21 protein-coding genes and 1 riboswitch are annotated in these 20,954 nt (G+C 71.4%); of the genes, 12 read left to right on the forward strand and 9 right to left on the reverse strand.

Translation table 11 applies throughout. The features are described 5' to 3' along the window. Positions 1-3: 3 nt before the first annotated feature. The 4 genes from cofC to cofG are packed head-to-tail and all read right to left on the reverse strand — an operon-like array spanning position 4 to position 5,508. Positions 4-615: a 2-phospho-L-lactate guanylyltransferase gene (gene cofC, locus AC25Y0_RS08745; protein WP_488134514.1), complete on the reverse strand. Its 612-nt coding sequence runs from the start codon at positions 613-615 to the stop codon at positions 4-6. After that, positions 612-1,649 (reverse strand): glucose-6-phosphate dehydrogenase (coenzyme-F420), encoded by a 1,038-nt coding sequence (gene fgd, locus AC25Y0_RS08750; RefSeq protein WP_488123539.1) that lies wholly within the window; start codon positions 1,647-1,649, stop codon positions 612-614. Before fgd ends, cofC begins: the two co-directional genes overlap by 4 nt. Next, positions 1,646-3,106, reverse strand: a complete 1,461-nt coding sequence (locus tag AC25Y0_RS08755; RefSeq protein ID WP_488123538.1) for a flavin-containing monooxygenase — start codon at positions 3,104-3,106, stop codon at positions 1,646-1,648. Before AC25Y0_RS08755 ends, fgd begins: the two co-directional genes overlap by 4 nt. Continuing rightward, entirely contained in the window at positions 3,106-5,508 is a 2,403-nt protein-coding gene (gene cofG, locus AC25Y0_RS08760) for a 7,8-didemethyl-8-hydroxy-5-deazariboflavin synthase CofG (protein ID WP_488134515.1), read from the reverse strand. Before cofG ends, AC25Y0_RS08755 begins: the two co-directional genes overlap by 1 nt. A 104-nt stretch (positions 5,509-5,612) precedes the next feature. Here cofG and AC25Y0_RS08765 point away from each other — a divergent pair, with 104 nt between their 5' ends. Then, the gene (locus AC25Y0_RS08765) at positions 5,613-6,038 is read left to right on the forward strand and encodes a hypothetical protein (protein WP_488123536.1); all 426 of its coding nucleotides are present in this window, start codon (positions 5,613-5,615) and stop codon (positions 6,036-6,038) included. Here AC25Y0_RS08765 and AC25Y0_RS08770 read toward each other — a convergent pair. Next, on the reverse strand, positions 6,031-6,840 hold the full coding sequence (locus tag AC25Y0_RS08770; RefSeq protein ID WP_488123535.1) for an ABC-2 transporter permease: 810 nt from the start codon (positions 6,838-6,840) through the stop codon (positions 6,031-6,033). The two genes, AC25Y0_RS08765 and AC25Y0_RS08770, sit on opposite strands and share 8 nt — an antisense overlap. After that, positions 6,837-7,823, reverse strand: a complete 987-nt coding sequence (locus tag AC25Y0_RS08775; RefSeq protein ID WP_488134516.1) for an ATP-binding cassette domain-containing protein — start codon at positions 7,821-7,823, stop codon at positions 6,837-6,839. The genes AC25Y0_RS08770 and AC25Y0_RS08775 overlap by 4 nt, the downstream gene beginning before the upstream one ends. 115 nt (positions 7,824-7,938) lie before the next feature. Here AC25Y0_RS08775 and AC25Y0_RS08780 point away from each other — a divergent pair, with 115 nt between their 5' ends. The 4 genes from AC25Y0_RS08780 to AC25Y0_RS08795 are packed head-to-tail and all read left to right on the forward strand — an operon-like array spanning position 7,939 to position 11,327. Continuing rightward, entirely contained in the window at positions 7,939-9,000 is a 1,062-nt protein-coding gene (locus AC25Y0_RS08780; RefSeq protein ID WP_488123533.1) for an enoyl-CoA hydratase/isomerase family protein, read from the forward strand. Next, complete coding sequence (locus AC25Y0_RS08785) at positions 8,997-9,818, forward strand: LssY C-terminal domain-containing protein (protein WP_488123532.1); 822 nt, start codon at positions 8,997-8,999, stop codon at positions 9,816-9,818. Before AC25Y0_RS08780 ends, AC25Y0_RS08785 begins: the two co-directional genes overlap by 4 nt. Then, a complete protein-coding gene (locus AC25Y0_RS08790; protein WP_488123531.1) occupies positions 9,815-10,330 on the forward strand; it encodes a hypothetical protein in 516 nt (171 codons plus the stop codon). The genes AC25Y0_RS08785 and AC25Y0_RS08790 overlap by 4 nt, the downstream gene beginning before the upstream one ends. Before the next feature lie 58 nt (positions 10,331-10,388). Continuing rightward, a complete protein-coding gene (locus AC25Y0_RS08795) occupies positions 10,389-11,327 on the forward strand; it encodes a DnaJ domain-containing protein (protein ID WP_488123530.1) in 939 nt (312 codons plus the stop codon). Between the two features lie 4 nt (positions 11,328-11,331). On the opposite strand, the gene AC25Y0_RS08800 is transcribed toward AC25Y0_RS08795, so the two are convergent. Continuing rightward, positions 11,332-12,813 carry a D-alanyl-D-alanine carboxypeptidase family protein gene (locus AC25Y0_RS08800; RefSeq protein WP_488134517.1) on the reverse strand — a complete coding sequence of 494 codons (1,482 nt, stop codon included), beginning with the start codon at positions 12,811-12,813 and terminating at the stop codon, positions 11,332-11,334. A gap of 39 nt (positions 12,814-12,852) precedes the next feature. After that, positions 12,853-12,962: riboswitch (TPP riboswitch) on the forward strand. On the opposite strand from AC25Y0_RS08800, the gene AC25Y0_RS08805 reads away from it, so the two are divergent. From AC25Y0_RS08805 to AC25Y0_RS08815, 3 genes are all read left to right on the forward strand, one after another. Beyond that, the gene (locus AC25Y0_RS08805; protein ID WP_488123528.1) at positions 12,956-13,582 is read left to right on the forward strand and encodes an ECF transporter S component; all 627 of its coding nucleotides are present in this window, start codon (positions 12,956-12,958) and stop codon (positions 13,580-13,582) included. (Overlaps the previous riboswitch by 7 nt.) 2 nt (positions 13,583-13,584) lie before the next feature. Then, on the forward strand, positions 13,585-15,066 hold the full coding sequence (locus AC25Y0_RS08810; protein ID WP_488123527.1) for an ABC transporter ATP-binding protein: 1,482 nt from the start codon (positions 13,585-13,587) through the stop codon (positions 15,064-15,066). Next, positions 15,063-15,851 carry an energy-coupling factor transporter transmembrane component T family protein gene (locus AC25Y0_RS08815; RefSeq protein ID WP_488134518.1) on the forward strand — a complete coding sequence of 263 codons (789 nt, stop codon included), beginning with the start codon at positions 15,063-15,065 and terminating at the stop codon, positions 15,849-15,851. Before AC25Y0_RS08810 ends, AC25Y0_RS08815 begins: the two co-directional genes overlap by 4 nt. Here the strand turns inward: AC25Y0_RS08815 and AC25Y0_RS08820 are convergent, their stop codons facing one another. Then, entirely contained in the window at positions 15,852-16,199 is a 348-nt protein-coding gene (locus AC25Y0_RS08820; RefSeq protein ID WP_488123525.1) for a DUF488 domain-containing protein, read from the reverse strand. Between the two features lie 97 nt (positions 16,200-16,296). Here AC25Y0_RS08820 and AC25Y0_RS08825 point away from each other — a divergent pair, with 97 nt between their 5' ends. Genes AC25Y0_RS08825 through AC25Y0_RS08835 form a run of 3 tightly spaced genes read left to right on the forward strand, consistent with a single transcriptional unit; the run spans position 16,297 to position 18,676 of the window. Then, complete coding sequence (locus AC25Y0_RS08825) at positions 16,297-17,058, forward strand: SDR family NAD(P)-dependent oxidoreductase (protein WP_488123524.1); 762 nt, start codon at positions 16,297-16,299, stop codon at positions 17,056-17,058. After that, entirely contained in the window at positions 17,055-17,831 is a 777-nt protein-coding gene (locus AC25Y0_RS08830) for an enoyl-CoA hydratase/isomerase family protein (RefSeq protein WP_488123523.1), read from the forward strand. The genes AC25Y0_RS08825 and AC25Y0_RS08830 overlap by 4 nt, the downstream gene beginning before the upstream one ends. Then, positions 17,828-18,676, forward strand: a complete 849-nt coding sequence (locus AC25Y0_RS08835; protein WP_488123522.1) for an SDR family oxidoreductase — start codon at positions 17,828-17,830, stop codon at positions 18,674-18,676. The genes AC25Y0_RS08830 and AC25Y0_RS08835 overlap by 4 nt, the downstream gene beginning before the upstream one ends. Positions 18,677-18,713: 37 nt before the next feature. Here the strand turns inward: AC25Y0_RS08835 and AC25Y0_RS08840 are convergent, their stop codons facing one another. Beyond that, on the reverse strand, positions 18,714-19,565 hold the full coding sequence (locus AC25Y0_RS08840; RefSeq protein WP_488123521.1) for a Cof-type HAD-IIB family hydrolase: 852 nt from the start codon (positions 19,563-19,565) through the stop codon (positions 18,714-18,716). Positions 19,566-19,655: 90 nt separating this feature from the next. Between AC25Y0_RS08840 and rlmN the strand changes: the two genes are divergently transcribed. Beyond that, positions 19,656-20,933, forward strand: a complete 1,278-nt coding sequence (gene rlmN / locus AC25Y0_RS08845) for a dual-specificity RNA methyltransferase RlmN (protein ID WP_488123520.1) — start codon at positions 19,656-19,658, stop codon at positions 20,931-20,933. Positions 20,934-20,954 lie beyond the last annotated feature (21 nt).

The following is a 20,954-nucleotide window of genomic DNA, read 5'->3' on the forward strand; positions in this document are numbered from 1 at the left end:
CCCTTACGACCCCACGATCGCCGCCGTGCGGGGGCCGAGTCCCAGCCCGCGCGCGGCGTGCAGCTGCTCGGCGGTGTCGACGTCGCGGCGCAGGGTCGAGGCCGCATCCACCTCGAGCGGTGTGCAGCCGAGCTCGACGTGGCGCGCGAACGAGTCGTCGCCGAAGGCCGAGCTCCACGGAACCCCCGCCGCTGCGGTCACGAGCGTCGAGCCGGTGCCCTCGCCGTCGGCGACGACGCCGCGATCCACGGACGCCGCCAGCGCGAGCGCTGCCGCGAGGTCGTCGGGGCGGAGGGCAGGCAGGTCGCCCAGGAGCGCCGCCCGTGGCAGGTGCGGAACCGCGGTCATGCCCGTCGCGATCGCCGCGTTCAGCCCGCGGGGCTCACCCTCGGGCACGAACAGCAGGTGCGCGATGTCGAGTGCTCCGAGGACGAGGCCCCCGTCATCGCCGACGACGACGACGCGCTCGACAGCCGGGCAGGCCGCGGCCGCAGCGATCGTGTCGAGGGCTATCGCGCGGGCGAGCGCCACCCGGTCGACCCCGGGGACGGCGAGTCGGGACTTCCCGCGCGCGGGATCTTTGACCGGGATGACGACGGCCCAGCGGGTCGTCACGCTCCGAGGCGGGCGCGCAGCCGCGGCAGGATCTCAGCGCCGTACGTGCGCAGGAACTTCTCCTGGTCGTGCCCCGGGTCGTGGAAGACGAGGTGCCGGAAGCCCAGTTCGTGGTACTTCAGGATCTGCTCGACGTGCTCGTCGGGATCCGTCGAGACGATGAAGCGGGATGCCGCGCGCTCGATCGGCAGCGCGTCGCCGCGGCGCTGCATCTCGATGGGGTCGTGGATGCCCATCTTCTCTTCGGCGGAGAGCGCGAGCGGTGCCCAGAAGCGCGTCTTCTCGAGGGCCGTCTGCCGGTCGGGGTCGTACGAGACCTTGACCTCCATGAGGGTGTCGATCGAGTCGGCCGAGCGCCCCTCCTTCTCGAGGCCCTCGTGAAGAGCGGGCAGGAGCTTGTCGGCGTACAGCGCCGGGTCCTTGCCGCTGGTCGTGATGAAGCCGTCGGCGATGCGCCCGGCCAAGCGTGTGGCTGCGGGGCCGGCTGCGCCGATGTAGATCGGCACGGCCTGGTCGGGTGCCGGACGGTCGTACACCGTCGCGTCCTTGACCGAGTAGTAGGTGCCCTCGAACGTGACGCGCTCGTCGGACCACAGGGCCTCGATGAGGGCGATGGCCTCCTTCAGACGCTGGAATCGTTCGGGGGACTCGGGCCACTCCATGCCCAGGGTCACTTCGTTGAGCGCTTCACCCGTGCCGACACCGAGCACGATGCGGCCCGGGTACATCACGCCGAGGCTCGCGAACGCCTGCGCGATGACGGCGGGGTGATAGCGGAAGGTCGGTGTCAGCACCGACGTGCCCAGCATGACGCGCGACGTCTTGGCTCCCATCGCGCCCAGCACGGGCAGAACGGCGGGGGCGTGGCCGCCCTCATGCATCCAGGGCTGGAAGTGGTCCGAGACGAAGACCGAGTCGAAGCCGACCTCTTCGGCGAGGACGGCGAGATCCACCAGTTCGGAGGGCCCGAACTGCTCTGCCGATGCCTTGTATCCGAAACGCAGGGGGACTTCCTGGGCGGTGCGAAGTGTCATACGTGGCCTCTCTTGACGGGGGCGGGAAGGAACTCCGAGCCGTCCGCGGCGGCGAGCCGCTCACGGAAGGCGGCGACGGTCCCGGGCCACAGCAGTGTGAGCCGGCCGGAGCGTTCGTCGACGTACCAGTTGCGGCATCCGCCTGCGATCCATGGGGTGGATGCCGCGCGCCGATCGATCTCGGCGCTGTAGGCGCGCTCGGCGTCGGGATCGACGCGCAAGACCCCGTCACGCGATGCCAGGACGCGGGCCGCGTAGGCGGCCTGCTCCTCGAGCATGAGGACCGACGAGGAGTGCCCGAGCGAGGCGTTGGGACCGTTGAGCACGAAGAGGTTGGGGAACCCGCTCACGACCGTCGAGCCGAACGACGTCATGCCCGCCGACCAGTGCTCCGCGAGGGTTCCGTCTTCGCCCCATACGAACTCCGCATAGGGCTGGCGCGTCGAGGCGAAGCCGGTGGCGAGCACGATGGCGTCGACCTCGTGCCGCGCGCCGCTCGCGGCGACGAGCGTCGACTCGCGCACCGAGGCGAGCGCCGACGGCTCGAGTCGCACGCGGTCCGACGCGACGGCGGGGTAGAACTCGTCCGAGAGCAGCACCCGCTTGCACCCGAAGGCGTATCGGGGTGTCAACGCATCGCGCAGCGCGGGGTCGTTCACCTGCGCCTCGAGGTGGGCGGTCGCGGTCCCGGCGGCGGCGGTCGCGGCATCCGGATCGCCCGAGCGCGACGCGAAGCGTGCTTCGCCCTCGACGTCGAGAGCCTCCCGCAGACGGGCTAGTTCATCGGGGTGTGCCGCGAAGCGGGCGCGTTCGGCGTCGGTGTAGGGATGCGCTCCGCGCGGCACGATCCACGCGGGCGTGCGCTGGAAGAGCGTCACCTCGGCGATCTTGGCGAGCTCGGGGACGAGCTGGACGGCCGACGCTCCCGTGCCCACGACGGCGACGCGGCGGCCGGTCAGGTCGGCGGCGTGGTCCCAGCGCGAGGAGTGGAAGAGCGGACCGGGGAACGTCTCGAGTCCGGGGATCTCGGGGATCCTCGGCTCGGTGAGGCGCCCGCACGCCAGCACGAGCGCATCGGCTTCGATGACGCCGGGGTGTGAGCCGCCCACGTCGAGGCGCCAGGTCTGGGTCTCGTCGTGCCACGCGGCGCCGAGCAGCGGGGATTCGAAGCGCGGCCGGATGCCCTCGACCTCGGCGACATGCTCGAGGTAGGTGCGGATCTCGTCACCACGCGCGTACAGCCCCGACCAGTCCGGGTTGGGGTGCGCGGCGAAGCCGTACAGGTGGCTCGGCACGTCGCATGCGACGCCCGGGTAGGTGTTGTCGCGCCATGTGCCGCCGAGAGAGGCCGCCCGCTCGAGCACGACGAAGGAGTCGATGCCTCTGCGGCGCAGCTCCATCGCCATCGCGAGTCCGGCGAACCCGGACCCGACGATCGCGACCTCGACGCGCGTCATCACCCGTCCTCGCTCGGCACCGCAGCGTGCCGCGGGGTCGGTGTGCCGTACTCCGTCGTGCGCAGGCGGAAGGGCCGGAACAGGCGAGCCGCGAGCCGCGACGCGGTCGCCACGGGCAGTTCGAGCCCGAACTCGATCCCCGCCTCGGGTTTGACGCGACCGTCGAAGAGCGTGCCGCCGAGGTCGTTGCCCCCCGCGCGCAGCAGTTCGGCGGCGGTGTCCAGCCCGACCCGCGTCCAGGGGATCTGCACGTGCGGGATGCTGCCGCTCAAGAGCAGCCGCGACACCGCGACCATGGCGCGATGCTCGTCGAGAGGAGCACGTCCGGCGACGAGGGGCACCCCGCCCGCGTGACCGGGCAGGGGGATCGGTACGAACTCGCTGAACCCGCCGCCGGCGCCGGCCGCATTGGCGGCCTCCTGCAGGCGCCGCAGCGAGCGCAGATGGGCGATGCGCTCGGCGGCTGTCTCGACGTGCCCGTAGAAGAGCACGCTCGTCGAGCGGAAGCCGGCTCGGTGGGCGGCCACGATACCCTCGGTCCACGTGTCTATCGCGAGGTCACGGGGCGCGATGAGGGCGCGCACGCGCTCGCTGAGCACTTTGACCCCGGTGCCGGGGACCGTGCCGACGCCGGCCTCGCGCATCGCCGCGAGCGCGGCGTCGAGCCCGAGGCCCGTGCGATCGGCCAGGTCGCGCACATCCTGCGGTCGGAAGGCGTGCAGGTGCAGCCCGGGGGCCGCGCGCACGATGGCGCGCGCGAGGTCGAGGTAGGCGCCGGGGTCTTCGCTCGGCGAGACGAGGCCCTGCACGCAGATCTCGGTCGCGCCGAGGTCCCACGCATCGGCGGCGATCGCGGCGGCATCGGCGAGATCGAACTCGTCCGGAGCGTCGGAGCCACCGCGCCGGAAGCCCGACGACGTCAGATTGCGGTTCACGACGAGAGTGACCGCTTCGCCCACCGTGTATCGCCGCACGTCGTCGGCCGTCGCCGTGAGGGCGTCGAGCCCGTCTCCGGACACCTCGAGCAGCAGCGTCCAGTCGTCGTCATCGAGCGAGAGGGGGTCGGATGCCGCGGCCTCGGCGAGCCGCCGCGCGACCCCGGCCCGCGACCCGGTCGTCGAACCGCCACCGCCCACCGGCCGTGGGGTGTCGGTCACCGACCCGAGGTCCGCTTCGCGCGCGAGCCCCGTTTCGGGATCCGCGAGCGCCGCGACGGCGTCCCGCATCTCGGGCGCGAGCCAGGTCTCGGGGCTGCGCACATACTCGGGGTGCGCCGTCAGGCGCTCGCGCAGGGTGAAGCCGAGCGATGCCGTGTGCTCGGCGAGCTCGTCGATGTGCGGCCACGGGCGCTCGGGGTTGACGTGGTCGGCGGTGAGCGGCGAGACGCCGCCCCAGTCGTCGGCGCCCGCGCGCACGAGCAACGCGAACTCCTCGCGGTCGGACAGGTTCGGCGGCACCTGGACGCGCATCGCGGGGCCCATCACGAGCCGGGCGACCGCGACCGAGGCGACGTACTCGAGCAGCGCGGCATCCGCAGCGCCCTGCATCGCGGTGCGGGGCTTCGCGCGGAAGTTCTGCACGATGACCTCTTGCACGTGTCCGTGCCGTTCGTGCGCGTCGCGCAGGGCGATGAGCGATTCGGCGCGGTCGCGCACGGTCTCGCCGATGCCGACGAGGATGCCGGTCGTGAACGGCACACGCGCCCGCCCGGCGTCGTCGATGACGGTGAGGCGCAGTTCGGGGTCTTTGTCGGGCGAGCCGAAATGCACCTGTCCGGGCTCTTCGAACAGGCGCCGCGACGTCGTCTCGAGCATCATGCCCATCGACGGCGACACGGGGCGCAGTGTCGCGAACTCGTCGGGCGTCATGACCCCGGGGTTGGCGTGCGCGAGCAGTCCCGTCTCGGCTGTCACGAGGCGCGCCATGGCGGCGACGTAGTCGATCGTCGACGCATAGCCGTGCTCGTCGAGCCATGCGCGCGCCTCGGGCCAGCGGTCTTCGGGGCGGTCGCCGAGGGTGAGGAGCGCCTCTTTGCAGCCGAGGGCAGCCCCCTGCCGGGCGACCGAGAGCACCTGCTGGGGCGACATGTAGGCGGGCTTGTTCTTCTTCAGCAGCTGCCCCGGTGTGTCGACGAAGACGCAGTAGTGGCAGCGGTCACGGCACAGGGTCGTGAGCGGGATGAAGACCTTGCGCGAGTAGGTGATGACGCCCGGTCGACCGGCATCGGCGCCGCCGGCATCGCGCATCGCGCCGGCGAGGGCGAGCAGTCGCTCGAAGTCGTCGCCCGTCGCACCGAGCAGCGTCTCGGCATCGTCGGCGACGACGCGCGCGCCTGCCGCGACGCGGTCCAGAACCGCGGCGGCATCGGCCCGCCTGGCGGGCGCCGGATCGAGCAGGGTCACCGTCCCAGTCTGGCACCGCCCCGCACACCGGGCGTCACGGATCGTTGCTTCACCGTAAGCAAACGATCCGGGCTCCCCAGGCCCGGCGCTGGCAGACTGGGGCTATGGTGACGCTTCTTCTGGACTCGACGCGGCTCGAGGTCGCACTGTCGGGAACCGAGCGCGCGCTGGCATTGCGCAAAGGCAACGTGCTCGTCGAGCGGTCCGAGATCGCCAAGGTGCAGCTCACCGATGACGCGTGGACGTGGTTGCGCGGCGTGCCGTCGCCCGGCACGCATGTGCGCGGTGTGATCGCGATGGGCACCTGGAAGTCAGCGGGCGGATCCGACTTCGTCCTCGTGCGACGACGGCGTCCCAGTGTGGTGATCGACCTCGACGGGCACCCCGAGTTCGCGCGTATCGTGCTGACGACGCGTCACGGGCTCGCGCTCGTGCAGGCGCTGCAGCTCGATGACGTCTCGGCCGTGCCGGCCGACGTCGTCGACATCGCGACCGGCGCGATCCCGATCGCCGAGACGCCGGTCAGCTGACGTCGCGCCGCCAGCTCGTGGCATACGCGAGGACGAGCAGCACGACGGCGTAGCCCAGCAGCACGAGGCCCCCGGCCCACCACTGCATGCCCGCCGAGTCGACGGCGGCGACCGCGAAGACGCTCGCTCCGACGAGGGCGTCGCTTGCCGCCCCGGGCAGGAACTGGATGACGTCGGACAGGCCCTCGACGAAGGATGCCGCCGCCCGGCCGACCGGTTCGAGGAACTGCGTGAACACCAGGACGCCGACGATGGCGCCCACCTGGTTGCGCACGAGCGCCCCGACTCCGATGCCGACGATCACCCAGAGGACGTACGCGAGCAGCATCCGCCCCAGCATCGCCCAGGTCTCCGGCGACCCCAGATCGGTGTCGAGGCCGAAGGCGGCGAGGAACGCCGCGCCCGGGCCGACCGAGGCGACGATGCCCAGCACGCCGTACAGCAGCCCCAGTGCGATGCCCACGAGCACCTTGGCCGAGAGCACCGTGCCGCGCTGCGGCGTCGCGAGGAAGGTGGGGGTGAGTGTCTTGTGGCGGAACTCCGCCGTCACGATGAGCGTGCCGATCAGGAGCGGGAAGACGTACCCGACGGTCGTCGCCGTGCTGTAGAGCGTGGCGGACAGCCCATCAGCCGGCAGCATCGCCTCGCCGGGGAGGTTTCCCGATGCGGTCGCGGCGAACACGCCGCCGAGGACGGCGGCCGTGAAACCGACGTACACGACGAGGATGATCGCGAGGATCCACCACATCGACGTCGTGAACTGCTTCGTGGTCTCGGACCGGGCTGCAGCGGCGAGGCTCATCGCGGGTCACCTCCCTCGTGGCCAGGCGCGTCGACGGCATCGGCCGCCCGATCGTCACGCGCGCTGAGGCCCGTCGCAGCCGAATGCACGCGCTGACCGCTCACGAGCTCGAGGAAGACCTCTTCGAGCGCGGGGCCCCGACGCTCCAGCGAGGACAGCGCGATTCCCGCATCCGCCGCGATCCGGCCGATGTCTGCGGGATCGAGCCCGCGCACCGTGAGGCCCGAGCGGAGCACGTCGTACGCCACACCCGCCGCGTCGAGGGCTTCTGTCAGCCGCGCGCGCTCGGGTGCGTCCACGACCGTGGCGTACTCGGTCGCATCGGCGAGGTCTTCGAGCCTGCCCTGGAAGACCAGGCGGCCCTGCGAGATGACCAGGAGTGCGTCGACGGTCTGCTGCACTTCGCTGAGCAGATGCGACGAGACGAGCACCGTGCGCCCTTCCGCGGCGAGCTGCTGAAGGAACCCGCGGATCCAGCGGATGCCCTCGGGGTCGAGTCCGTTCGTCGGCTCGTCGAGCACGAGCACGCCCGGGTCGCCGAGCAGGGCGGTGGCAAGCCCCAGACGCTGGCGCATGCCGAGGGAGTATCCGCCGACCTTGCGCCCCGCGGCATCCGCGAGGCCCACGAGCCCCAGGACGTCATCGACCCGCGCGTCATCGAGGCCCGCCGCGCGGGCGTAGACGCGCAGGTGGTTCGCCGCCGTGCGGCCGGGGTGGAAGCTCGAGGCTTCGAGCACCGCGCCGACCGTGCGCAGGGGGTGGTCGAGCTTGGCGTACGGCGTGCCGCCGATCGTGGCGACGCCCTCCGTCGCTCGCACGAGCCCCAGAAGGATCCGCAGCGTCGTCGTCTTGCCCGCGCCGTTCGGCCCGAGGAACCCGGTGACCCGGCCGGGTTCGACACGTGCCGTCAGCCCCGCGACCGCGGAGATCGCGCCGAAGCGCTTCGAGACACGGTCGAACTCGACCACGTGTCCTTCGGGCATGTCGAGACCCCTCGTCGTGTGAACCGTGCCCCCCTATCCTGGCCGAAAACCGCCCCGATCGCTGTCTGCCACGTGGGCGGTGGACACTCCCGGGGCGGACGGTAGCCTTGCGGGCGTGACCGATGCCTCTGAACCCCAGGTCCTCGTCCGCGCCGAAGCGGGCCTCGGCCGCCTCACGCTCAACCGGCCGCGCGCCATCAACGCGCTCGATCTCGGCATGGTCCGAGACCTCGCCGCGGCCCTGGACTCCTGGCAGGACGACCACGACGTCGACATCGTGCTGATCGACGGCGCGGGCGATCGGGGCCTGTGCGCCGGCGGCGACGTGCGCGGTCTCGCGGCGCAGATCCGGCAGGGCGACGCCGAGGCGGCGGGGGTGTTCTTCCGTGAGGAGTATGCGCTCAACGCGCGTATCGCCGAGTACCCGAAGCCCGTCGTCGTCTTCGCCGACGGCGTGACGATGGGCGGCGGGATCGGTCTGGCAGGCCACGCGGCCGTGCGTATCGTCACCGAGCGCTCCAAGCTCGCGATGCCCGAGACGCGGATCGGCTTCACTCCCGACGTGGGCGGCACGTGGCTGCTCGCTCGCGCCCCGGGCCGGATCGGTGAGTACCTCGGGCTCACGGGGGCGACGATGGATGCCGCCGATGCCGTCTACGCCGGCTTCGCCGACCACGTCGTCGCGAGTGAACGCCTCGATGACGTGCGCCACGCGCTGCAGACGCGCGCCGACCCCGCGACCCCGACAGAGATCGTCCTGCTCTTCGACGAGACCCCCGCCCCCTCGCGCCTCGAGGCCTCTCGCGCGTGGATCGACGACGCGTTCTCGGCCGACAGTGTCGCCGAGATCGTCGAGCGGCTGCGGGCCCGCCCCGAGAGCGATGCGCACGCGGCCGCCGAGGTGCTGGGCGAGCTGTCGCCGACAGGGCTCGCCGTGACGCTCGCATCCGTGCGCGCGGCCCGCGCAGCGTCGGGCCTGCGCGAAGTGCTGGCGCAGGAGTACGGGCTCGTGATGTGGTTCGCCCACACGCAGCCCGACCTGCTCGAGGGCATCCGTGCACAGCTGGTCGACAAAGACCGTTCGCCGCACTGGTCACCGCCGACGATCGACGAGCTCGCACCGGATCTCGGAGAGAAAGCCCTCGGATACGAGCCGCGCACGCCTCTGTGGGCATGACGACCCGACGCCGCGCCGTGTCGATCGGGGTTGCGATCGACGGGTTCTTCTTCGTCTTCGCGGGTCTCGCCGCGGTCTGGCTGGCATACCTCAGCCTGACCGAGACGTTCCACGTCGGCTGGTGGGGCGTGCTGTTCGCCGTGCTGTTCTGGCTGCTGCTGGCCTACCTCGTGCTGCCGCGGCTGCACCGCATCCTCACCACGATCTATGTGCCGGACTACTTCATCGGGCGCGCGCGCACGAGCGACGGACTGCTCGGCGACCCCGTCAACCTCGCCTTCCTCGGCGAAGGTGAGCAGATCGAACGGGCGATGCGGGCGGCCGGCTGGACGAAGGCCGACCCCGTCACCCTCGCATCGTCGGTGAACATCGTCACCTCGACGCTGCGACGGCGCAGCTACCACGAAGCACCCGTCAGCCCGCTGTTCCTGTTCGGGCGGCAGCAGGACTTCGCGTATCAGCAAGAGGTCGACGGCAATCCGGCCCAGCGGCACCACGTGCGCTTCTGGAGGTGTCCCGACGGCTGGCTGCTGCCGGGCGGCCGCCGGGTCGACTGGCTCGCGGCGGGAACGTTCGACACGAGCGTCGGGCTGTCGCTGTTCACCCTGCAGATCACGCACCGCATCGACGCGGACACCGACGTCGAGCGCGACCACATCGTGCAGACCGTGACCGGGGCCGATCCCCGTGTCACCGTCGACGTGATCCGGGACTTCTCGACGGGCTATCACTCGCGCAACGGCGGCGGCGACAGCATCCGCACCGACGGCGACCTGCCGATCATCGATGTGCGCGCCATCGCGGAGGTGACGACATGACCGAGATGCCACACAAGCGCCCCGCCTTCGAACCGGCCTCGCGTCTGCTCGTGCCCACCGGGTACGACCCCGGCATGCGCCGACCCGCCCCGATCGTGGCCGGGTTCGTGCTGGTGATCCTGCGTGTGATCGCCGGGGCGGTCCTGCTGTTGGGCATCGCGTTCGGCTGGGACTGGCTCATGCTGCCCGACGCCGACGAGCTCGCGTCGATGCGCGAGGACTCCGTGACCGGCCAGAGGGTCATCGCGCTCATCGTGGGAGTGGGTGCGCTCACTCTGCTGCTGGATCTGACGTTCGGCGTGCTGGTCTTTCGCGGGCGCAACGTCGCCCGCATCATCGTCATGCTCGTCTCGGTCATCTCGATCACGTCGTCGTTCGTCGCGTGGTGGGCGCAGGGTCAGGACATCACGCTGCGCACGACCTTCGTGTCGCTGAGCCTGGACATCCTGATCCTGCTGGCGCTGTCCAGCCGCGGTGCCGCCGCCTATGCGCGTCGCACCGAACGACGCTGAAGGCGACGTGGCATAACCTGTAAGCCGCCGCGGCCGCGGCATCCGCTCGGGAGGGTGCGTGTTCGACAGTCCACTCTCGGCGTCGGCCTACGACGTGCTCGCCGTCGCTCCCGATGCCGACGATGAGACGCTGCGCCGCGCCTATCGCCTGCGTCTGCGCCAGACGCACCCCGACACGGGAGGCGATGCGACCGTCTTCGTGCAGGTGCAGCGTGCGTGGGAGCTCGTCGGCACGAGTGACGCGCGGGCGGCGTACGACCGCGGTCACGGGTTCGGCGCGCACGCTGCGCCGGATTTCACGCAGGATGCCGCGGGGTGGCGGCCGCCGCGACCGACCGCCGACACGCGGCCCCGCGCCCGGTCGCACGGTCACCCCGGCGGGTGGAACCGCGAGCGCTATCTGCAGCTGATGCGCGAGTGGGTCGGACGCGGGGTCGAACTGGACGATCCCTACGACCCCGCCCTCGTGCGCTCAGCGCCCCACCACGTGCGCGAGCTCCTCGCCGATGCGCTCGCCGAAGAGGCGACGGCCCGCATCGTCGCCGATCTCGGCATGGGCTACACCGTCTGGCACGACGTGCGCGCGGCCGGCCGCAGCGACGCACCCGACGCCAAGATCGACCACATCGTGCTCGGCCCGAGCGGGCTTTACTCCGTGCAGTCGATCGACACGGGCGCGCCGGTGCGACTGCGCCGCGGCGAGCTCATCGGCGACGGCGTCACCGGGGCGCCGATTGCGACTCTCGTCGCCCGCACCCGCGTCGTGGCGCGCGCCGCGGGCGTGCGGTTCCGAGGGGCGATCGTCGTGCTGCCCGACGACGATGTCGCCCACCCCATCGACGAGCTCGGCAAGGTGCGCGGCACGCCCGTCGCGATCGTGTCGCGCAGCGCGCTGACGACGATCCTTCGTCGCGGCATCGCCGGTGCACGACCGATGGGCGGCACCGAGGTCTTCGACGTGCGCACGCGTCTTCAGCAGACGGTGCGCTTCGCCTGATCGATCAGCGGGTCAGTCCGAACAGCTCGAGCGGGTGCGTCAGCCGCCACCAGGCGTCCGGGTCTTCGATGTCTTCGGCCAGACGCAGCGGCACAGCGGCTTGGTCGAGCGGCCCGACAGCCGACAGTTCGCCCACGGTGTCACCCTTCGCACGTGCCTCGCCGAGGTCGAACGTGGTCGACACGTCAGCGGCACTGCCGTTCCACAGCACGACGGTGGCATCCTCGGCCGTCACGATGGGGGAGTTCGCGCCCCACGCCGTCGTCACCCGCCCCACGGTCGCGCCCGCCGTCACCGACGGGCGCGGCTGCAGTTCGGCCTCGAGCTGAGCGTAGAGAGCACGTGAGACGTCGACGCGCGCTTCGCCGTCGGGCTGTCCGAGGACCGACGCGTAGACGCGCACGCGGGTGTCGCCGACCATGATGTCCTTCGCCGTCAGCAGGTTCCAGGTGTCCAGCGTGCCCGTCTTGAGGCCGATGACGCCGGGGTCCTCGAGCATGCGGTTCGTGTTCTCGACGACGCCCACGCCGGGAAGGTCGACGGAGCGCTTCGCGACGATCTCGGCGATCACCGGGTGGGCGAGGGCCTTCTGCGCGAGGGTCAGCAGGGCCGCCGGCGTGGCGACGTTGCGCGGATCCAGTCCCGTCGGCTCGACGACCTCGATGCCCTCGATACCGTGCGTGCGCAGCCAGCCGTTCGCCGCTGTGGCGAAGACGTCGTCGGTGGGCCACAGCGTCGTGGCGAGGCGATCGGCGTAGTTGTTGCCGGAGCCGATGAGCATGCCCTCGAGCATCTGGTACTGCGTCAGAGAGGCGCCGACGGGAACGTCGAGCGCCGATTCGCCGTTGGCCCGGTACTGCCAGTAGCGGGCGCGGTCAAAGCCGGTGAACTGGTATTCCGGTCCGGCCTCGCCCAGCGCGAGCGGCATCTCTTCGAGAACCACGAGCGCCGTGACGACCTTGGTGATGCTCGCGATGCTGACCTGCTCGGGCATCGACGCGAGCTGTGTGTCGAAGCCCTCGACCGCGACGGCGGCCGCGCCCACCTCAGGCCACGGCAGAGCGGCCTCGGCTGCGGCGACGGGCTGCACGCCGATCGCCTCGACCGTCGGTGCGACGGCGTGCAACGGCCACAGCAGCGTCGTGGCGGCGTAGGCGCCGACGATGAGTGTCACGAGTGAAGCCGGGATGAGCACACTGGCACGCAGCGGCGACCGCCGCGGGGCGCGCGCGAGCAGGTCCGGCCCAGCCTCGGTGACAGCCGACGACGTGCCGAGAGCGGCCGGGTCGACCCAGGTCAGCGCGCGACCGCCGACGGTGGGCCCCGTGCTCGTGCCCGCCGATGCGCGGGAGGGCAGGGCGACCTCGGTCGTCGTCTCGGCGACCACGAGAGCGGCGTCGGGCTCGAGCGTCGCCGTCACCGACCGGTTCGCCGCCTGCTTGCGCAGCGCGCGTCGCGTCGGGGGCGGGGTGATGTCGGGTGTCACCCGCCTACGGTACAACGCAGGTCACACGGATATACTCATCGGCACAACCACGGGAGTCCGGTGAGCCGGGCTGAGAGGAAGCGATCCACGCTTCGACCGTCGAACCTGATCCGGATCATGCCGGCGCAGGGAGGAGCATCCGATGCCTACAGCCACGTCCGCATCCACCCGGTCGACGACCGTCCGCAGCCTGCGGTGGAGAGTCGTCGACATCGTCGTCGCCAGCGTCATCGGCGTCGCGGCGGGACTCATCTTCCTGCTGTGGAACATCGGCTATCTGGGTCCCAAGACCCTGCTCGAACCGCTCGCGCCGGGCATCCAGGGCCTGCTCGACGGTCCGTGGCTCTTCGCCGGCGTGCTCGGAGCGCTCATCATCCGCAAGCCGGGCGCCGCGATCTACACCGAGACCCTCGCCGCTGTCGTGTCGGCGCTCGTCGGCAATACGTGGGGCGGGTTCCTCACGATCGAGGCCGGTCTCGTGCAGGGACTCGGCGCCGAGCTGATCTTCCTGCTCTTCTTCTACAAGCGCTGGTCGCTCCCCGTCGCGGTGCTGGCGGGCGCGGGCGCCGCGCTGGCCGGCGGGATCAACAACCTGCTCCTGTGGTATCCCGGAGCGGATGTGACCTTCACCGTCGTCTACATGATCAGCACACTCATCTCGGGGGCGGTCATCGCCGGTGCGCTGTCCTGGGTGCTCGCGAGGGGCCTCGCGGCGACCGGCGCGCTCGACCGCTTCGCGTCCGGGCGCGCCGCCCGCGTGCGCGTCTAGCCGTGCCGGGCACCGCATCGCGGCCCGCTGTCGTCGAAGCGCGCGGGTGGGGGTGGCGTCACGCGTCCCGTCACGCGTGGGCCGTGCGCGGCGCGACCTTCCGCATCGAGCCCGGCGAGCGCGTGCTGCTGCTCGGCGCGTCGGGCTCGGGAAAGTCGACGCTGCTGCATGGACTGGCGGGAGTGCTCGGCGGCGAGGAGGAGGGGGAGTCCGAGGGTGAGCTGCTCCTCGACGGCGTGCCCGCTGCAGCGACCCGAGGGCGGGCCGGTCTCGTGCTGCAAGACCCGGATTCGCAGGTCATCCTCGCCCGTGTCGGCGACGACGTGGCGTTCGGCTGCGAGAACCTCGGCATCGAGCGCCACGAGATCTGGCGGCGCGTAGCGAGTTCGCTCGACGCGGTCGGACTCGACGTGGCGCTGGATCGGCCGACGAAGCAGCTGTCCGGCGGCCAGAAGCAGCGGCTCGCGCTCGCCGGGGCCCTCGCGATGAGGCCGGGACTCATGCTGCTGGACGAGCCCACGGCCAACCTCGACCCCGACGGGGTCGCCGAAGTGCGCACGGCCGTCGCGGCGATGCTCGACGCGCACGATGCGACCCTCGTCGTCGTCGAGCACCGGGTCGCGGTGTGGCTGCCGTTCGTGACACGCGTCATCGTGCTGGGTGCGGGCGGCGTCGTGGCTGACGGGCCGGTCGACGACGTGCTGCGCGGGCGCGCCGTCGAGCTCGCCGCCGGTGGCGTCTGGGTTCCGGGGCACCCGCCCGCTCATCCGCCCGCGCCCGCTCGCCCCGCCGGCGCCGTGCTGCTCGAGGCGCGGGAGCTCGCCGTCCAGCGCGTCCGCGGACGCGCCGTCGCGACGGGCCTCGAGGTCGAGGTGCGCGCCGGCGCGGCCCTGGCCGTCACGGGCCCCAACGGTGCGGGGAAGTCCACGCTCGGGCTCACCCTCGCGGGCCTCCTGTCCCCGGCATCCGGATCCCTGCGTGCGCACCCGCTCCTCGCGGGCGACGCGGGCGACTCGCCCATCCGCTGGTCGTCGCGGCAGCTGCTGACGCGCATCGGCACGGTCTTCCAAGACCCTGAGCACCAGCTGCTCGGGCGCACCGTGCGCGGCGAGCTCGAGATCGGCCCGCGCGCTCTGGGCCTTGCCGAAGACGAGATCTCGCGCCGCGTCGATGAGCTGCTCGAGCGGCTGCGCCTCGCGCGTCTCGCGGAGGCGAATCCGTACACGCTGTCCGGCGGCGAGAAGCGCCGGCTCACGGTCGCCGCGGCGCTCGCGACGGCGCCTCGGGTGCTCGTGCTCGATGAGCCGACGTTCGGACAGGATGCGCGCACGTGGGCCGAGCTCATCGCTCTGCTGGCTCGCCTGCGCGACGAAGGCTCGGCGATCATCACGATCACGCACGACCTCGACGTCGTCGAGGCGCTGCATGCTGATCAGTTGCGGATGCGCCGCCCCGACCCGGATGCCCGGGGGTCGCGGCCATGACCCTGCTCGACACGCAGGCCCGCACAGGTGCCGTCGCCCGCCTCAACCCCGTCGCGAAGCTCGGCGCGAGCGCGCTCATCGCGATCCCGCTCGTGCTGACCCTCGACCCCGTCTCGGCGGCGGTCGCCCTGCTGCTCGAGTGCCTGCTGCTGCCGTTCGCCGGACTGCGCTGGCGGGAGTTCTGGATGCGGACGTGGCCGGTCTGGCTCGCTGCGCCCCTCACCGCCGTCACGATCGCGCTCTACGGCGAGACGTCAGGCCAGATCTACGTCGAGTGGTTCGTCGTGCGGATCAGCGACGGCTCGCTCGAGCTCGCCTTCGCGACGCTACTGCGTGTCTTGGCGATCGCGCTGCCGTCCGTCGTGCTGTTCGTCACTGTCGACCCCACCGACCTCGCCGACGGCCTTGCGCAGATCGTGCGGCTCCCCGCACGATTCGTGCTCGGGGCACTCGCGGGCCTGCGGATGGTCGGACTCTTCCTCGACGACTGGCGTGCCCTCGAGCTGGCCCGCAGGGCGCGCGGCGTGGCCGACCGCGGCCGCACCCGGCGGTTCCTGGGCATGGCCTTCGCACTGCTCGTGCTCTCGATCCGCCGGGGCACGAAGCTGGCCACGGCGATGGAGGCCCGCGGATTCGGGGCGCCTACGCGGCGCACGTGGGCGCGCGAGTCCCGCTTCGGACTGTGCGAGTGGGCGCTCATGGGGATCGGTCTCGCGATCGCTCTCATCGCGATCGGCGCGGCGCTGTGGGCGGGCACGTGGAACTTCATCCTCGGCCCGTCGTGATCACTCGGCGAGGAGCACCTTGCGCAGGATGACGGCCTGGTTGTGCTGTGGGTCGTGCGCTCCGAACAGCAGCGTGCAGACCGGATGCTGCAGCAGCTCTGCCCGCAGCGCGCGGACAGCGGGGTTGCCGGCGAGCTCGGTGCGGTAGGCCGACACGAAGTCCTCCCACGGCAGGCCGCCGTGGTGGAAGGCCTCCCGCAGGGCGGCGGAGGGGGCGACGTCCTTCGCCCACATGTCCAGCGCCGCGCGCTCCTTCGAGACGCCGCGGGGCCACACCCGATCCACGAGCACACGGAAGCCGTCGCCCGGTTCTGCGTCTGCGTAGATGCGCTTGAGCTGCAGCTGCATGCTCCCATCCAACACCTTTCGCGCCGAGAGGGCACGGCTTCGCCCATAGGCTGGATGCGATGTCGCGGCGGACGCCGCTCGGTTCGAAGGAGAGCACATGAATCTGACCGGAGCTTCGGCACTCGTCACGGGCGGCGCCAGCGGGCTGGGTCTGGCGACCGCGCGCCGCCTCGCCGCCGAAGGCGCAGCCGTCACGATCGTCGACCTGCCCAGCTCGGCCGGAGCCGACGTCGCGGCCGAACTCGGAGGGTCCTTCGCGCCCGCCGATGTCACGTCGCCCGAGCAGGTCGCCGCGGCCGTCGAGACCGCGTCGGCGGCCGGCCCCCTGCGGGTCGTCATCAACTGCGCAGGCATCGCGCCGCCCGCCAAGGTGCTCGACCGTGAGGGCAACCCGACGCCGCTCGAGACCTTCGAGAAGATCGTGCGCGTCAACCTCATCGGCACGTACAACGTCATCGCGCAGGCCTCTGCCGCGATCGTTCGGACCGAGCCCACCGACGAGGGGAGCCGGGGCGTCATCGTCAACACGGCATCCGTCGCGGCATTCGACGGCCAGATCGGCCAGCCGGGGTATTCGGCCTCGAAGGGCGGGGTGCACGCGATGACCCTGCCGGTCGCGCGCGAACTCGCGCGCCATGGCATCCGAGTCGTGACGATCGCCCCCGGGATCATGGAAACGCCCATGCTCCTGGGCCTGCCGCAGGCGGCTCAGGACTCCCTCGGGCAGCAGGTCCCGTACCCGTCTCGCCTCGGGCGGCCGGACGAGTACGCGCGCCTGGTCATGGCGATCATCGACAACGAGTACCTCAACGGCGAGACGATCCGCCTCGACGGGTCGATCCGGATGGCACCCAAATGAGCGGTGTCGTGCTGCGGATCGATGACGGCCTCGCGCGCATCACGCTGAACCGCCCCGACCGCCTGAACGCCTTCGACGCCGAGATGGCCCACGGGTGGGCCGAGGTGACAGCCGAGGCAACGTCGCGCTCCGATGTCGGGGCGATCCTCCTCGAGGGGGCCGGTCGCTCGTTCTGCGCGGGCGGCGACGTGCTCGCGATGGCGAAGGAGGTCTTCACGGGCGGCGACATCGCCGACCTCGCGGGCGTCATCAATCGCGGCATCCTCGCGCTCGTCGAGTCCTCGGTTCCCGTTGTCGCCGCGGCGCACGGCACGACCGCGGGCGGGGGTCTCGGGATCCTGATGACGAGCGACTACGCCGTCGTCGGCCAAGACTCGAAGATCGGCAGTCTGTACGCCAATATCGGGCTCACCCCCGACCTGTCCGTCACGACGCAGCTCGCGCGCGCCGTGGGCGAGCGCCGCGCCCTGCAGCTCGTTCTGCAGGACCGGCTGCTCTCGGCGCAGGAAGCGCTCGAGTGGGGCCTCGTGGCCGAGGTCGTCGAGCCTGACCGGGTCGGAGCACGCGCCGAGGAGATCGCGCGGTTCTGGCTGAACGGGGCGTACCGCGCGTACGGCGAGGCGAAGCGCCTCGTCCGCTCGCAGCCCGGCCGCACCGATGCCGAGCAGCTGGCCGAAGAGGCACGCACGATCGGCGCGGCGCTGGACACCGCCGAAGCGCAGGCCCGCGTCGCGGCGTTCGCCGCACGCTCCCGACAGAAGGGGACCCCTTGACCACGACGCCTTCCGCCGGACGACTCGCCGGCAAGACGATCCTGATGTCGGGTGGCAGCCGCGGCATCGGCCTTGCGATCGCGCTGCGCGCGGCGCGCGAGGGGGCGAACGTCGCGCTGCTGGCGAAGACCGACACGCCGCATCCGAAGCTCGAGGGCACCGTGCACACGGCGGCCGAGGCGATCCGTGCGGCCGGCGGGCAGGCGCTGCCCATCGTGGGCGACGTGCGCAACGACGACGACGTCACCGAGGCGGTCCTCACGACGCAGGGCGAGTTCGGGGGCATCGACATCGTCGTCAACAACGCCTCGGTCATCGACCTGTCGCGCTCGCTCGACCTGTCGGCGAAGAAGTACGACCTCATGCAGGACGTCAACGTGCGCGGCACCTTCATGCTGTCGCGGGCGGCGGTTCCGATCCTGAAAGACGCCCCGAACCCGCACATCATCTCGCTCTCGCCGCCCCTCAACCTCACACCGCAGTGGCTCGGTGCGCACACGGGGTACACGCTCGCGAAGTACGGCATGACGATGGCGACGCTGGGCATCGCGGCGGAATTCGCCGAGTTCGGCATCGCGGCGAACACGCTGTGGCCGCGCACGACGATCGCGACGGCAGCCGTGCAGTTCGCGCTCGGCGGTGACGAGATGATGAGGGTCAGCCGCACGCCCGAGATCTATGCCGACGCGGCGTTCGAGGTCATGCTGCAGCCCGCACGCTCGTACACGGGCCAGACGCTCATCGTCGAAGACGTGCTCGAGGCGGCCGGTGTGACGGACTTCGCGGGCTACGCCGCCGTGCCGGGCACCCCTGATTCGGCGCTCTTCCCCGACATCTTCCTGTAGCGGGAATCCGCGTCCGGGCGCCCCGCCGCCGGCGACCTCAGTCCAGCAGGCCGAGTGTGCGGAAGGCGTTCCAGACGCCGTCCGCGCGCACGGTCGTCGTGATGTGGTCGGCGAGGGCCTTCAGCGTCGGCTCGGCGTTGCCCATCGCGACCGCCGTGCCGCACACCTCGAACATCTCGACGTCGTTCCAGCTGTCGCCGATGCCGACGGCGTCGGCGGCGTCGAGCCCGAGGTGCTCGAGCACCGTCCGGATGGCGGACCCCTTGTTCGTGCCGAGCAGCGCGATCTCGCCGCTCGTCACGCCGGTCCGCGGCATGCTGCCGTTCACGACGTGGAACTCGTCGCCGAGCTCGTCGTCGAGCACCCGCACGGCATCGTCGTCGCCACTGACGAAGACGGCCTTGGTGATCTCGTGGGGCGGGGCATCCGCGACGTCGCGGTACGTCCGGTTGCCGACGCCGGCCAGCGAATCCTCCGGCTCGTCGGTCTGGGCGGCCCCCGCCTCTCGCGCGCGCTCGCGGACGAGCGCCAGCATCCCGGAGCTTGCGAACACCTCGTCGTCGGTCTGAAGGAAGTAGTGCATCCTGTGCGCGTGGAACGACCGCACGAGCCGCGAGACGGATGCCGCGGGCAGAAGCTGCGACAGGATCCGCTCACTCCCGACGTGGGCGGTCGCCCCGCCGTTGGTGATGGCGCCGTCGAAGCCGATCGCCCGGACGGTGGGGTGCAGGTCGCCCCGGGCGCGCCCCGTGCACAGGTAGACGAGGTGTCCGCGCTCGCGGGCGCTCCGGATCGCGGCGGCGGTCGAGGGGGCGACGTACTCGTCGTGGTCGATGATCGTTCCGTCGACGTCGATGAACACGATGCGGTCGGTGCTCTGAGAAGTCACCCCTCCATTGTCCCCCGCCAGCCCGCAGCCGCTCCGGGGGTTGACCGCGACGGTCGACCGGCGTCCAGGTGCGTCGCCTACGCTCGAAGGATGACGACTCAGCCGCCTGTGCGTGCCACGACCCCGCGGGACACGCCCGTGCGCTCGACGACACCGCGAGAAACGACGCCACAGGTGCGCCCGCGCACCGAGGGGTGGACGCAGAAGAAGGACGCCGAGGGTCGGCCGCTGCTGCAGTTCGCCTCGCCGAAGCGCGGCAAGCCGCCCGTGCACCTGGCCGACCTCACTCCCGAGCAGCGTGTCGAGAAGGTCATCGAGCTCGGCCTGCCGGGTTTCCGTGCCAAGCAGCTCGAGAAGCACTACTTCACCCACTTCACACACGACCCCGCCGAGATGACCGACCTGCCGGCATCCGGGCGCGAAGAGCTCGTACACGGAATGCTGCCGCCGCTGCTCACCGAAGTGCGCCGCCTGCAGACCGACCGTGGCGACACGGTCAAGTTCCTGTGGAAGCTGCACGACGGTGCCCTGGTCGAATCCGTCCTCATGCGCTACCCCGGCCGCATCACGCTGTGCGTGTCGAGCCAGGCCGGCTGCGGCATGAACTGCCCGTTCTGCGCGACCGGCCAGGCCGGCCTCACCCGCAACATGTCGGCCGCCGAGATCATCGAGCAGATCGTGCGGGCGAACCGGGTCATCCGCGACGGCCAGCTCGGGCCGCGAGAGCACCCCGACGAGCGGGTCACCAACATCGTCTTCATGGGGATGGGCGAGCCCCTCGCCAACTACGCCCGGGTCATGCAGGCCGTGCGCGTCATGGTCGACAAGAAGCACGGACTCGGCATGAGTGCGCGCGGAATCACAATCTCGACCGTCGGCCTCGTTCCCGCCATCCGCAAGCTCACCGACGAGGACATCCCAGTGACCTTCGCGCTGTCGCTGCACGCGCCCGACGACGAGCTCCGCGACGAGCTCATCCCCGTCAATTCCCGCTGGAAGGTCGACGAAGCACTCGACGCCGCACGCGGCTACTTCGAACGGACGGGTCGCCGCGTGTCGATCGAGTACGCCCTCATCAAAGACATGAACGACCACGGCTGGCGTGCAGACCTGCTCGGCGACAAGCTCAACGAGCGCGGCCGCGGCTGGGTGCACGTCAACCCCATCCCGCTGAACCCGACTCCCGGCTCGGTGTGGACGTCGTCGACCCGCGCCGCGCAGCAGGAGTTCGTGCGCCGGCTCGAGGCGAAGGGCATTCCCACGACGCTGCGCGACACTCGGGGCAAAGAGATCGACGGTGCCTGCGGACAGCTCGTCGCGACCGAGGAAGACGCGACGATCGCCGCCGCCACACCCGCCGAGGAGTGACCAGACACCGCGCGCTCGCCG

This window comes from Microbacterium sp. Y547 (genome assembly GCF_057669785.1).

What these genes read in the sequence shown, in the direction of transcription:
- fgd (WP_488123539.1), bottom strand. Translation starts at nt 1,649, where the DNA reads ATGACACTTCGCACCGCCCAGGAAGTCCCCCTGCGTTTCGGATACAAG.
- AC25Y0_RS08755 (WP_488123538.1), bottom strand. Translation starts at nt 3,106, where the DNA reads ATGACGCGCGTCGAGGTCGCGATCGTCGGGTCCGGGTTCGCCGGACTC.
- AC25Y0_RS08765 (WP_488123536.1), top strand. Translation starts at nt 5,613, where the DNA reads ATGGTGACGCTTCTTCTGGACTCGACGCGGCTCGAGGTCGCACTGTCG.
- AC25Y0_RS08770 (WP_488123535.1), bottom strand. Translation starts at nt 6,840, where the DNA reads ATGAGCCTCGCCGCTGCAGCCCGGTCCGAGACCACGAAGCAGTTCACG.
- AC25Y0_RS08775 (WP_488134516.1), bottom strand. Translation starts at nt 7,823, where the DNA reads ATGCCCGAAGGACACGTGGTCGAGTTCGACCGTGTCTCGAAGCGCTTC.
- AC25Y0_RS08785 (WP_488123532.1), top strand. Translation starts at nt 8,997, where the DNA reads ATGACGACCCGACGCCGCGCCGTGTCGATCGGGGTTGCGATCGACGGG.
- AC25Y0_RS08790 (WP_488123531.1), top strand. Translation starts at nt 9,815, where the DNA reads ATGACCGAGATGCCACACAAGCGCCCCGCCTTCGAACCGGCCTCGCGT.
- AC25Y0_RS08805 (WP_488123528.1), top strand. Translation starts at nt 12,956, where the DNA reads ATGCCTACAGCCACGTCCGCATCCACCCGGTCGACGACCGTCCGCAGC.
- AC25Y0_RS08815 (WP_488134518.1), top strand. Translation starts at nt 15,063, where the DNA reads ATGACCCTGCTCGACACGCAGGCCCGCACAGGTGCCGTCGCCCGCCTC.
- AC25Y0_RS08820 (WP_488123525.1), bottom strand. Translation starts at nt 16,199, where the DNA reads ATGCAGCTGCAGCTCAAGCGCATCTACGCAGACGCAGAACCGGGCGAC.
- AC25Y0_RS08825 (WP_488123524.1), top strand. Translation starts at nt 16,297, where the DNA reads ATGAATCTGACCGGAGCTTCGGCACTCGTCACGGGCGGCGCCAGCGGG.
- AC25Y0_RS08830 (WP_488123523.1), top strand. Translation starts at nt 17,055, where the DNA reads ATGAGCGGTGTCGTGCTGCGGATCGATGACGGCCTCGCGCGCATCACG.
- rlmN (WP_488123520.1), top strand. Translation starts at nt 19,656, where the DNA reads ATGACGACTCAGCCGCCTGTGCGTGCCACGACCCCGCGGGACACGCCC.